9 protein-coding genes are annotated in these 12,544 nt (G+C 65.0%); 6 read left to right on the top strand and 3 right to left on the bottom strand.

Features of this window, described 5'->3' with window-relative positions; all coding sequences use genetic code 11:
- Positions 1 to 19: 19 nt before the first annotated feature.
- The 3 genes from FAZ21_RS04475 to metH form a co-directional block, all read right to left on the bottom strand.
- Positions 20 to 391 (bottom strand): DUF1289 domain-containing protein, encoded by a 372-nt coding sequence (locus FAZ21_RS04475; protein ID WP_136772058.1) that lies wholly within the window; start codon positions 389 to 391, stop codon positions 20 to 22.
- Between the two features lie 50 nt (positions 392 to 441).
- Positions 442 to 1,659 (bottom strand): glycoside hydrolase family 18 protein, encoded by a 1,218-nt coding sequence (locus FAZ21_RS04470; protein ID WP_136772057.1) that lies wholly within the window; start codon positions 1,657 to 1,659, stop codon positions 442 to 444.
- Between the two features lie 353 nt (positions 1,660 to 2,012).
- Positions 2,013 to 5,726, bottom strand: coding sequence for a methionine synthase (metH, locus tag FAZ21_RS04465; RefSeq protein WP_136772056.1), 3,714 nt, complete (start codon positions 5,724 to 5,726; stop codon positions 2,013 to 2,015).
- Between the two features lie 188 nt (positions 5,727 to 5,914).
- Between metH and FAZ21_RS04460 the strand changes: the two genes are divergently transcribed.
- The 6 genes from FAZ21_RS04460 to FAZ21_RS04435 all read left to right on the top strand — a co-directional run bounded on the left by FAZ21_RS04460 (position 5,915) and on the right by FAZ21_RS04435 (position 12,364).
- Entirely contained in the window at positions 5,915 to 8,446 is a 2,532-nt protein-coding gene (locus FAZ21_RS04460; RefSeq protein WP_136772055.1) for a DUF3141 domain-containing protein, read from the top strand.
- 7 nt (positions 8,447 to 8,453) lie between these two features.
- Positions 8,454 to 9,218: an enoyl-ACP reductase FabI gene (fabI, locus tag FAZ21_RS04455; protein ID WP_136772054.1), complete on the top strand. Its 765-nt coding sequence runs from the start codon at positions 8,454 to 8,456 to the stop codon at positions 9,216 to 9,218.
- A gap of 172 nt (positions 9,219 to 9,390) precedes the next feature.
- A complete protein-coding gene (locus FAZ21_RS04450) occupies positions 9,391 to 10,395 on the top strand; it encodes a quinone oxidoreductase family protein (protein WP_136772053.1) in 1,005 nt (334 codons plus the stop codon).
- Positions 10,396 to 10,464: 69 nt separating this feature from the next.
- The gene (locus FAZ21_RS04445) at positions 10,465 to 11,037 is read left to right on the top strand and encodes a YqiA/YcfP family alpha/beta fold hydrolase (RefSeq protein WP_136772052.1); all 573 of its coding nucleotides are present in this window, start codon (positions 10,465 to 10,467) and stop codon (positions 11,035 to 11,037) included.
- A gap of 5 nt (positions 11,038 to 11,042) precedes the next feature.
- The gene (locus tag FAZ21_RS04440; protein ID WP_169307243.1) at positions 11,043 to 11,972 is read left to right on the top strand and encodes a Dyp-type peroxidase; all 930 of its coding nucleotides are present in this window, start codon (positions 11,043 to 11,045) and stop codon (positions 11,970 to 11,972) included.
- 23 nt (positions 11,973 to 11,995) lie between these two features.
- Entirely contained in the window at positions 11,996 to 12,364 is a 369-nt protein-coding gene (locus FAZ21_RS04435; protein ID WP_136772050.1) for an HPF/RaiA family ribosome-associated protein, read from the top strand.
- Positions 12,365 to 12,544 lie beyond the last annotated feature (180 nt).

Below are 12,544 nucleotides of genomic sequence, written 5' to 3'. Positions count from 1 at the left end.
CGGCCGGCCGCTGCGTGCTTCAACCGGCGGTGGGGCGCCGGCCCGCCGACCGGCGTGCGATCTCCGCTTCCAGGCAGGCCGGACACAGGCAGTCGCCGGCGCCGGGCAACGGCATCGCCGGTGGCAGATCGGCGCACCAGCAACCACCGTCGCGCCCGCCGCTGCCACAGGAAAAATCCGCCCCGCATCGGGTACAGCGTTTGCGCACCACCGGTGGCAACGCACGCAACCGCTGCCACACCGCCGCCTTGGCATCGTCGTCCATCCCCGACCAGGCCGCGATCTCATCCACCGTGCGCCGACAGCCGACACACACGCCGTCCTCGTCCAGCCGGCACAGGGCCACGCAGGGTGAAGGAACGGGGCTGGCGGATGGGCTGGAGGTAGACATGGCGCGGGCGTGGCGGATCGATCGGACGATGATGCCACGCCCTGCCGGGCTCAGTCCTTGAGGTAGTCGCCGATCTTCTCGAACAGCTCGCCGTCACGGTCCTGCGTGTATTCCCACACTGCCAGGCCACCCAAGCGTTTTTCCTTGAGGTAGTCCACCTTGTACTTCAGGCTTTCCGCGTCCTCGTAACTGACCATGACATCGCCGTTGTACAGCCAGGGCGCCTTGCCGATGGCGTCCCAGTGCCGCACATAGCCTGGCTTGCCCAGGATGTCCTTGCGGATGACATCCCAGCTCGGCGCACCACCGAACGCGACGCCCTTGAACGGCTGGAACAGCCCGTCGGCCTGGTTGGTCACGCCGCTCCAGGCCGCGCCGTAAAACGGCACGCCCATCAGCAGCTTGCGCGAATCGATGCCGGCATCCAGGTAGACCCGCATGCTCTGGTCGCTGCTCCAGCCGGCCGGATCGGCGGGTGTCTGGTACAGGTTGGAGAAATGCCCGGTGGTTGGGCTCCAGCTACCGTAGCCGGCGTAGGAGGTCACCGTGAGGAAATCGACGCTGCGCGTGGCGCGGCGCAGATCGTTCTTCTGCGCAAACCACGGGCCCGACGGCACGGCGGCGGTGATCTGGTACTTGCGCCCGGTCCTGGCACTCAGCCGATCCAGCGCGGCGCGCAGTTCCTCCAGTAACGCCACATAGTTGTCGCGGTCCTTCGGGTCGGTCTTGATCGGCAGGCCCCAGTCCGGCCCTACCGGGTATTGCCATTCGATGCCGAGGCCCGACAGTTTGTGCCGTTCGACATAGCCCAGCGCGCTGGCGATGAAGCGCGCGCGGCCTTGCGGCGTCATCGCCATCTGCGAATAGCCGTCGGCCGCCCAGCCGCCGATCGACAGGTTCACTTTCAGGTGCGGATAACGCTTTTGCAGCTTGGCCACTTCGTGCCACAGCTTGCCGAAGACCGGCGGGGTTTCGCCCTGGTCATTGGGTGGTTGCGGCTCAACCCCGGGGAGGTGGACAGTGCCATCCGGGCGGATCGCGGCAAATGCCAGATTGAGCTGGGTGATCTCATCGCCGTCGATGTCCTTGGCTTTCCAGAAGCGGCCGTCGTCCATTGCCCAGGTACGCAGGTAGGCGATCACTTCGGCGCGCTGGCGTCCACCGTGACGGCTGGCTTCGACGGTATTATCGGTCGCTGCCGCGATGGGCGGTAGCGGCGCCAGTGCGCAGGCCAGCAGGATGCCAGCCAGGGTAAGTTGCTGATGCATGGGGACTCCTCTCGATTGGTCTTGTCGAACGGCGCCCCATGACGAGGCGCGTTCCTGTCGGTACTGCCCCGCCGATTAAAGTCATGCGGCCGCGCCATCGCAATGACCCGCCACGGCCCGTTCGCACCGCGCGGCACCGTATTCGCAGGAATTTTCAACCGATGGTGCAAGGTGCCGCACCGCCCGGCATCGCAGGTTTCCGTGCAGGCATCTGCCTGGATTTTCAAGGTTTTTCAGGCGGTGGACTGGACAATCCCGGCCAAGCGTCACCGCGTCCCTTTTGCAGACATCTTCGGCTGTACAGGTAAAAAAAGAGCCGCATTCGCGGCTCTTTTCAGGGGAAAGACAACGGCTCAGGGGTTGTAGCCCAGGTTGGGCGCAAGGTCGCGCTCGGCCTGTTCCACGCTGACGCCGCGCCGCGTGGCGTAATCCTCGACCTGATCCTTGTCGATCTTGCCAACGGCAAAGTATTGCGCCTGCGGGTGGCTGAAATAGAAGCCGCTCACCGCCGCCGTCGGCAGCATGGCGTAGCCCTCGGTCAGCGTCATGCCGATGCCGGGCGCGTCCAGGATATCGAACAGGCCGGTCTTGGCGGTGTGGTCCGGGCAGGCCGGGTAGCCGGGTGCGGGGCGGATGCCGACATATTGCTCGTCGGTCAGTTCGTCCACGCTGAGCGACTCGTCGGCGGCGTAGCCCCACAGTTCCTTGCGCACTTTTTCGTGCATGTATTCGGCAAAGCCTTCGGCGAAGCGATCGGCCAACGCCTTGACCATGATGGCGCTGTAGTCGTCGTTTGCCGCTTCGAACGCGGCAACATGCGGTTCGATGCCGATGCCGCCAGTCACGGCGAAGGCCCCCAAGTAGTCGATCACGCCACTGTCCCGGGGCGCGACGAAATCGGCCAGGCACCAGTTGGGCTTACCGGCCGCCTTGACGTTCTGCTGGCGCAGGTTGTGCCAGGTCATCAACGTTTCGCCAGTGTCGGGCGCATAAATCTCGACATCCTCGCCACCCACGCTATTGGCCGGGTACAGGCCGACCACGCCATTGGCGGCGATCCATTTACCCGCGACCAGTTCCCTGAGCATCTTCTGCGCGTCGGCGAACAGCGCGCGCGCCGATTCGCCAACCACCTCGTCGTCCAGGATGCGGGGGTATTTGCCGAACAGCTCCCAGGCGTTGAAGAATGGGCTCCAGTCGATATAGGGCTCGATGGCTTCCAGCGGCACGTTCTCGAAGCGGAACACGCCCAGCCGGCGCGGCGCGGGCGGCGTGTATTGCTGCCAGTCCACCTTGAAGCCATTGGCGCGCGCGTCGGCCAGCGCCAGGAAACGGGTGCGGTCCTTGTTGGCGTGGATGGTACGGATGTTGTCGTACTCGGCACGCACCTTGGCGGCAAACTCGGGCTTGAGTTCATCGCTGAGCAGGCTGGCGCACACACCGACGGCGCGGCTGGCATCGGGGACGTAGAACACGTTGCCGCGCGGGTAGTTGGGTTCGATCTTGACGGCGGTGTGCACCTTGCTGGTGGTGGCGCCGCCGATCAGGAGCGGGATATCGAAGCCCTGGCGTTCCATTTCCTTGGCCACGTGCGCCATTTCTTCCAGCGACGGCGTGATCAGGCCGGACAGGCCGACAATGTCGGCGCCGGTTTCGCGCGCGGTGTCGAGAATCTTCTGTGCCGGCACCATCACGCCCAGGTCGAGCACCTGGTAGTTGTTGCAGCGCAGGACCACGCCGACGATGTTCTTGCCGATGTCGTGCACGTCGCCCTTGACCGTGGCCATGACGATCTTGCCCTTGGCCGGCGCATCGGCCAGCCCCATGGCGATCTTTTCCTCCTCGATGAACGGCTCCAGGTGCGCCACGGCGGCTTTCATCACGCGCGCCGATTTCACCACCTGCGGCAGGAACATCTTGCCGGCGCCGAACAGGTCGCCGACGTGGTTCATGCCGGTCATCAACGGGCCTTCGATCACGTGGATCGGGCGCTCGGCTGCCTGCCTGGCTTCTTCGGTGTCTTCGACGATGTAGGTGGTGATGCCCTTGACCAGCGCATGGGTGATGCGCTCCTGCAAGGTGCCCTGGCGCCACGACAGATCCTCGGCCTTGGCCTGGTTGGCGTCGCCGCGATAGGTTTCGGCCAGCGCGATCAGCGCCTCGGTGGCGGCCAGCGGATCATCGCCCACCGTCCGGTTCAGCACCACGTCTTCGATGCGGTCACGCAGGTCGGCCGGTACTTCTTCGTACACTTCCAGCGCGCCGGCATTGACGATACCCATCGTCATACCCTGCCCGATCGCGTGGTAGAGGAAGACGGCGTGGATCGCTTCGCGCACCTTGTTGTTGCCACGGAACGAGAACGACACATTGGATACGCCACCGCTGATCTTGGCATGCGGCAGGTGCCGCTTGATCCAGCCGGTGGCTTCGATGAAATCCAGGCCGTAGCGCGCGTGTTCTTCGATGCCGGTGGCGACGGCGAAGATGTTGGGGTCGAAGATGATGTCCTCGGGCGGGAAGCCCACCTCGTCCACCAGGATGCGGTAGCTCTTTTCGCAGATCTCGATCTTGCGAGCGAAGGTGTCGGCCTGGCCCACCTCGTCGAACGCCATCACGATCACGGCCGCGCCATAGCGGCGCAGCAGGCGCGCCTGCTCGACGAACTTGGCGACGCCCTCCTTCATCGAGATCGAGTTGACGATGCATTTGCCCTGCACGCATTTCAGGCCAGCTTCGATCACATCCCACTTGGACGAATCGATCATGATCGGCACGCGGCTGATGTCCGGCTCGGCGGCGATCAGGTTGAGGAAGGTGACCATGGCCTTGTGGGCATCGAGCATGCCCTCGTCCATGTTGATGTCGATCACCTGGGCGCCCGCCTCCACCTGCTGCCGCGCCACGTCCAGCGCGGCCGGGTAGTCGCCGGCCAGGATCAGCCGGGCAAACGCCTTGGAGCCAGTGACGTTGGTACGCTCGCCGACGTTGACGAACAGGTCGCCGTCGCCGATGTTGAACGGCTCCAGCCCGGACAATCGGCATTTCTTCTCGATCTGCGGCAAGGGACGTGGCGCGACGTCCTTCACCGCCTGGTAGATGGCGGCGATGTGTGCCGGCGTGGTGCCGCAGCAACCGCCGATGATGTTGGTCAGGCCGCTAGTGGCCCATTCCTTCACCTGCCCGGCCATTTCTTCCGGCCCCAGGTCATAGCCACCGAAGGCATTGGGCAGGCCCGCGTTGGCGTGGACCGAGACATAGGTATCGGCGATACGCGCCATTTCCTCGACGTAGGGACGCAGCAGGTCCGGGCCGAGCGCGCAGTTCAGACCGAAGCTGATCGCGTCGGCGTGGTTGAGGCTGTTGTAAAACGCCTCGGTGGTCTGCCCGGTGAGCGTACGGCCGGATTGATCGGTGATGGTGCCGGAAACCATGATCGGCAGCCGTTCGACCCCGGGACGGTCGTCGAAATACTTGTGGATGGCGAACACCGCCGCCTTGGCGTTCAGCGTGTCGAAGATGGTTTCGACCAGCAGCAGGTCGGCACCACCTTGTACCAGGCCGTCGATCGCCTCCAGATAGCTGGTGACCAGCTCATCGAAGGTGACGTTGCGATAACCTGGATCGTTCACGTCCGGGCTGATCGATGCGGTGCGGTTGGTCGGGCCGAGCACACCGGCGCAAAAGCGTGGCTTGTCGGGGGTGGCGGCACTCTGCGCCACGCACAGATCCTTCACCAGTCGCGCTGCGGCGTGGTTGATCTCCCACACCAGGCTTTCCATGCCGTAGTCGGCCATGGCGATGGACGTACCGTTGAAACTATTGGTCTCGATAATGTCCGCACCGGCATCCAGATATTGCTGGTGGATGGCGCCGATCACGTCGGGACGGGTGAGTACCAGCAGGTCGTTGTTGCCCTTGAGGTCCGACGGCCAGTCGGCAAAGCGCTCGCCACGGTAGTCGGCTTCCTCCAGCCGGTATTGCTGGATCATCGTGCCCATGCCGCCATCCAGGATCAGGATGCGGTCGTTCAACAATTGGCGAAGCTGGGCGGTGCGCGCGGTCATGAGAGTCTGATTCGTCAGCGAAAACCGCGAATTTTACCATAGGCCACCCTACCCCCCGTTTTAACGGGCAACGTGGCAATAGTTCGCTGCGGTGCAACAATCCGGGGTTGCCTGCGGTCGTATGGCTTGCCATAAAGCTATGTATTTTTGCGAATGATCGCGTCGAACCGATTCTAGGGAATTCCATCATGATCAAGCCTTCGGAACGCCTGGCCCTTGCCAGTACGCTACCTCTGAAACTCGCTCTGCAATGGCAGCGCCGGATCGCCGAAACCACCCATAAATGGTGGGAAGCCCAGACCCCCCCGCCCCAGCCACTGGCGCAGAATCCCATCGCTGCCGCGTGGGAATACTGGAGCGACAGCATCGAGCGCCAGGTGTTGTTCTGGGACACGCTGCGCCAGCGCGGCGACAATTTCATCGAGCACGAGAAAGCCGGCAAGCCGCCGCTGCTGCACTTCGACTACGAACTGATCCTGGATGCGCGCACCTTCAGCCAGCCGGTGAACTATGCGCTGGCGCGCATCGTTCCGCCTGTGGGCGTGACCGTCGATGACCGCAAGCGACCCTACGTGGTGCTCGATCCGCGAGCCGGCCACGGTCCCGGCATCGGTGGCTTCAAGGATGACTCCGAAGTGGGCATGGCGCTGCGCGAAGGCCACCCGGTTTATTTCTGCGTGTTCTTCCCCGAGCCGATGCCTGGCCAGCGGCTGGAAGACGTCACCCTGGCCGAAGCCGACTTCCTGCGCGAAGTGATCCGCCGCCATCCCGAATCCCCCAAGCCCGCGTTGGTCGGCAACTGCCAGGGTGGCTGGGCCGCGATGCTGGTGGCCGCGCATGCGCCGGAACTGGTGGGCGCCCTGGTGATGGCCGGAGCGCCGGTTTCGTACTGGGCCGGCGGCGACGGCAAGAACCCGATGCGCTACGCGGGTGGCATGCTGGGCGGTGCGTGGAGTGCATTGCTCGCGGCCGACCTGGGCGGCGGAATCTTCGACGGCGCCTATCTGGTGGACAACTTCGAGAACCTCGATCCCGCCAATACACTGGTCAAGAAGAACCATCACCTCTACGACCAGATCGATACCGAGCCGCCGCGCTACCTGGATTTCGAACGCTGGTGGGGTGGCTATTTCCTGATGAACGAAGAGGAAATCCGCTGGATCGTCGAGAACCTGTTCGTCGGCAACAACCTCACCGAAGGCCAGGCCATCGGACGCAACGAGATATACGACCTGCGCAAGATTCGCGCGCCGATGGTGGTGTTCGCCTCGATGGGCGACAACATCACGCCGCCGCAACAGGCCATCAACTGGGTGCTCGACCTGTACCCCGACACCGACAGCCTGAAGGCCAGCGGCCAGGTGATCGTGGGGCTGGCGCACAAGACCACCGGCCATCTGGGCATTTTCGTCTCCGCCAAGATCGCGCGCCGCGAGCATGCTCAGATCGTGGAACTGTTGCAGGTGATCGAAACGCTGGCACCGGGCCTGTACCAACTGGACATCCACGACGAAACCGACGAGCAAGGCAACGTACACCACGTGGCCGAGCTGACCGAACGCAGCGTGGAAGAGCTGCGTGGCCTGCAACGCGACCAGCGCCACGACGAAACGCCGTTCGCTGCGGTCGAAGCCATCTCGCGCCTGGGCGTTTCGGCCTACACCACGCTGCTGCGGCCGTGGATCGCGCCGTTCGTCACGCCCGATGCGGCCAAGTTCGGTCGCATGATGCATCCGCTGCGCGTCCAGCACTGGGGCTGGTCCAGCCTGAACCCACTGGCCAAGCTCAACCAGCATGCGGCGGACTACGTACGCCAGATGCGCGTGCCACGCGAACCGGAATGGCGACAGTGGGAACGCTATGTGGTCGATCAGAACGCGGCGGCACTGGATGTCTATCGCGACGCACGCGACGCGGCCACCGAGCTGGCGTTCTTCAACCTGTACGTCCCCGCCGCGCTGGCGGGTGTCGGCAATGAACTGATCCCCGACTACCTGCGCCGCGACCGGCCGGCCGCGCCAGCCTGGAACGATGCCGAACTGCTCGCCTCGCTGACCCATGGCGATCCGCTCGACGGGCTGGTGCGGATTGCCACGCTGGCGCAGCGCGGCTTGCCCACCATCAACATCGAACGCCGGGTGGCAGCGTATGAATGGGTCGCGCGCCATCCTGCGCTGCAACATCTGACGCAGGACGAGATCAGCGCCCGGATCCGGCAGCAGTCGCTGTTGGTCTGGCGCTTCCCGGCCGAAGCCCGCAAGACGCTGCCCGCCCTGTTCCAGGATGAAGCAATGCTCAAGCAGGCTTTTGCCAGGATCACCGAAATGGTGCGCACCCTGCCCGATCCGAAAGAAGCGCTGGCGAACCTGGCCCTGCTGGAAACGGAGGTGCTGGGGCAGTTCGAGCCGACCACCGCGGCAGCGATCGCGGAAGAAGCCGGCGCCGCGGCGGCATTCGATGCCCCGCCCGCCACGCCACCGACCAGAACTGCCAAACCGGCAGTGGCCAAACCCGCTGCCAAGCCGGCAGCGAAGCCCGCGGCAGCCAAGCGTGCGACGGCGACCAAGGAGCCGATATCGCCCACTCGCGGGGCACAAGCCAAACAGCGGGCGGAAGTTGCCCCCAAGGCCAAGTCGGCGGCAGCGGCGCCCAAAACCGAAAACGGCAGCAAACCGGCGGCGCGACGGACTCGCGCCGCCAACGACAACGCCAAGGAGTAACACCACGATGAGCACCCTCACCGGCAAGATCGCGCTGGTTACCGGTATCGCCAACGAGCAATCCATCGCCTACGGCATCGCCAAGGCGCTGAAAGCACGCGGCGCCGAACTGATCATTACCTACGTCAACGACCGCACGCTGGATTTCATCCAGCCGGTGCTGCCGTCGCTGGAGCCAGCCCTGCTGATCAAATGCGACGTGACGCAGGAAGGTGACCTGGAAAACGTGTTCCAGCAGATCGGCCAACGCTGGGGCAAGCTGGATATCGCCCTGCATTCGATCGCCTTCGCGCCCAAGGCCGACCTGCACGGCCGCGTGGTGGACACCAGCCGCGACGGCTTCCTGCAAGCCATGGACGTGTCGTGCCATTCGTTTGTGCGCTTGGCCAAGCAGGCCGAGCCACTGATGAAGGACGGCGGCACACTGATCACGCTGAGCTACTACGGTGCTGAAAAGGTGGTACCCAACTATGGCGTGATGGGGCCGGTGAAGGCGGCGCTCGAAGCCACCACGCGCTATCTGGCGGTGGAGCTCGGCCCGAAGAAGATCCGCGTGCACGCAGTGTCACCCGGCCCGGTGCAGACCCGCGCCGCCTCGGGTATTCCCGAATTCAGCAGCATGCTGGAGGACGCCACGCAGCGCGCGCCATTGCAAGAGCTGGTGGACATCGACGATGTCGGCGCCGCCACTGCCTTCCTGTGCGAGCCGGGTGCCGCCGCCATCACCGGCAGCGTGTTCTACGTGGATGGCGGGATGCACATCCTGGCCTGACGCAGCCCGGCCCGCAATGGGCCGTGGCGGCAACCACAAGGCGGCGTCGGCAGGCGCCGCCTTGTCGGTCTAAGGTAGTATCGATTTCCCGGTCTGTTCGGCCAGCAAGCAGCGGATCGTCTCCCGCCGCCGCGCCGCCCCGGATCCGTTCACTCTTCGCTGGTTGCCGCTCATGCCTCTCCTCGCCCGTTACATCCAGTTCAGCCAGACCGGTGGTCCCGAAGTCCTCACGCTCGCCGAAACCACGCTGCTCGATCCCGGTCCCGGCGAAGTGCTGATCCGCCAGACCGCCATCGGCGTCAACTTCATCGACACCTATCACCGCAGCGGTCTGTATCCGTTGCCGCTGCCTTCCGGCATCGGCCAGGAGGCGGCCGGCGTGATCGAAGCGGTGGGCGCCGGGGTGGTCGAATTCGCGCCCGGCGACCGCGTCGCCTATGCCGGCGGCGGCCAACGCGCCGCACAGGGGGGCGAGTGCGGCGCCTACGCCAGCCATCGGCTGATGCTGGCCAACGGGCTGGTGCCGATTCCCGGCGAGATTCCCGACGAAGTGGCCGCCGGCACACTGCTGCGCGGCATGACTGCGCAGTACCTGCTCAAGCGCACCTTCCCGATTGCCAACGGCATGACGGTACTGATCCACGCCGCAGCCGGCGGCGTGGGCCAGATCGCCTGCCAGTGGGCGCGCTGCCTGGGCGCCAAGGTGATCGGTACCGTGGGTTCCACCGCCAAGGCCGAGCTGGCCCGCGCGTGGTGCGATCATGTGATCGACTACACCCAGCCCGACTGGCCGGCCCGGGTACGCGCACTGACCGGCGGCCGTGGCGTGCCGGTGGTGTACGACGGCGTGGGCGCCGCCACCTTCGAAGGCTCGCTCGACAGCCTGGCGCTGCGCGGCACGCTGGTGAGCTTCGGCAACGCCTCCGGCGCGGTACCGCCATTCTCGCCCGGCCTGCTGTCGCAAAAGGGCTCGCTCTACCTGACCCGCCCGACACTGGGCCACTACACCGCCACCCGCGAGGAACTGCTGGACACCGCGGCGGACTACTTCACAGTGGTGGCACGCGGCGATGTCGAGGCCAATATCGGCCAGCACTACCCCCTGGCGGACGCGGCGCAGGCGCATCGCGACCTGGAGGCGCGCAAGACCACCGGCTCCACGCTGCTGGTTCCCTGAGCCCGCGCCAGGTCCACCCGCCCCCAGATCCTGAGCCAGGCTCTGAAGCCGTTCAGCCCCGGAGCACCCATGGTCCATCTCCTTTATCTGCACGGATTTCTGTCCAGCCCCTTCTCGAAGAAAGCGCAGGAAACGGCCGTGTGGATGGCCGAGCAAGGATTCTCCGACTACTTCCATTGCCCCGATATCCCGATGGAGCCCAGGGCCGCGGCCGACGCGCTGCTGCACGCGCTGGACCGGTTGAAAGGCGAGCCGACATGCTTCATCGGCAGCTCGCTCGGCGGCTACCTGGCCACCTGGCTGGTGGAGGAATACGGTGGCCGCGCGGTGCTGGTCAATCCAGCCGCGCATCCCTACGAACTGCTCCGCCAGTATGTCGGACCGCAGCACAACTACTACACCGGCGAAACCCACGTCATCGACGCCAGCTATGCAGACGATCTGCGCGAACTGAATCGTGAGATCGCGCAACCCGACCGTTACTGGTTGCTGCTACAAACCGGAGACGAGGTCCTCGACTACCGCGAAGCGCTCGATAAGTACGCCGGCAGCCGGCATACCGTGATCGAAGGCGGCGACCACTCCTTCCAGGACTACACCCGATGGCTACCCGCCATCTGGGATTTTGCTCAGGAGCACTGAAACCCATGCCCATCCCGCAAAGCGGCATCCTCCCCGCCGCCTCCGCGCATGGCCTGTTCGTCATGCTGCGCCGGCGCCTCGGCCGCCGTATCGACGACGCATTGCGCAGCATGCTGGCCGCCATTCCCGACCGGATCGACAACGTCGCGCTGGAGGCGCCCGAAACCCTGACACTGGGGGTCGTCGGCATTGGCGCCAATACCTGGGCCGACCTGTTCGGCGAGGCTCGGCCGCAGTGGTTGCGGGGGTTTCCGCGCATTTCCGGCGCCATCCACCCGGCCCCATCCACCGATGTCGATCTGCTGCTGCACCTGCGCGGCGAGCGCTGCGACCTGTTGTATGAGCTGGGCGAACGGCTGGTGGTCGATCTCGCCGAGTGGTTCGACCCGGTGGAAACCACCGCCTGTTTCCGCTACCGCGAAGGCCGCGACCTGACGGGCTTCGTGGAAGGCACCGAGAACCCGGTCGGGGACGAACGTGCCACCGTGGCCCTGGTGGGCGAAGAAGATGCCGCCTGGGCCGGGGGCAGTTACGTCCACATCCAGCGCTACGTGCACCGGATGAACGAATGGCAGAAACTGCCGGTCAAGCAGCAGGAGGCCGTCATCGGGCGCACCAAGGAATCCGACGAAGAACTGAGCGACGACGACAAGCCACTGACGGCGCATGTGCGGCGAGTGGAAATCGAGCAGGACGGCGAAGAGCTGGAAATCCTGCGCCAGTCGATGCCCTACGGCACACCCGGTGGCGAGAAAGGCCTGTTGTTCGCGTCCTATTGCAAGACACCGGTCAATTTCGAAAAAATGCTGGCGCGCATGGTGTCGCCCACCGCCGACGGCCGCGTGGACCATCTGCTGAACTACACGCGGGCGGTCAGCGGGGCGGCGTTCTTCGTTCCCAGCCGCGAGGCGCTGGCCTCGCTGGCAAAGTCGTAACTCAACAACCAAGTGGAGCTTCCATGCAGATCCAGGTTCGTACCGATCACCATATCCACGGCGGTGAATCGCTCACCCAGCGAGTGGAACAGACGCTGCGTGCGGAATTCGCACGCTTCGGCGATCAGATCACCCGCGTAGAGGCGCATTTCGCCGACACCAATGGCGACAAGGGCGGCGACGACGATATCCGCTGCACGCTGGAAATCCGCCTCGGCGGCCTGGCTCCGCAGGTGGCGACGCACGACGCCGGCGACATCGATATCGCTCTCGATGGCGCCATCGACAAGCTGATCCGGCAACTGGACAGCACGCAGGGACGGCTGGAATCCCGCAAGCGCCGGCCCGGCACCGCCCCCGGCGCGGCGGACGAAAACGAAGCAGACGAGTAAGTTCGCAGCCGCAAAAAAAGAGCCAGTCGTCGCGACTGGCTTTTTCCTTGCGGCCGATATGGCCCAATCGTTAAGCAAGCTTAATTGGACGCCCGCCCCTCGGCGGCGTAGTTTTGCCGCTTCTCATCAAATGGAGTCCCCCGTGGACAGCAGCTCAGGCAGTCGGCCTCGAACCGACCG

This window comes from Chitiniphilus eburneus (assembly GCF_005048205.1).
GTDB lineage: Bacteria > Pseudomonadota > Gammaproteobacteria > Burkholderiales > Chitinibacteraceae > Chitiniphilus > Chitiniphilus eburneus.
The sequence above is the reverse complement of the archived record's forward strand: the minus strand, read 5'-3'. Positions and strand labels throughout refer to the sequence as shown.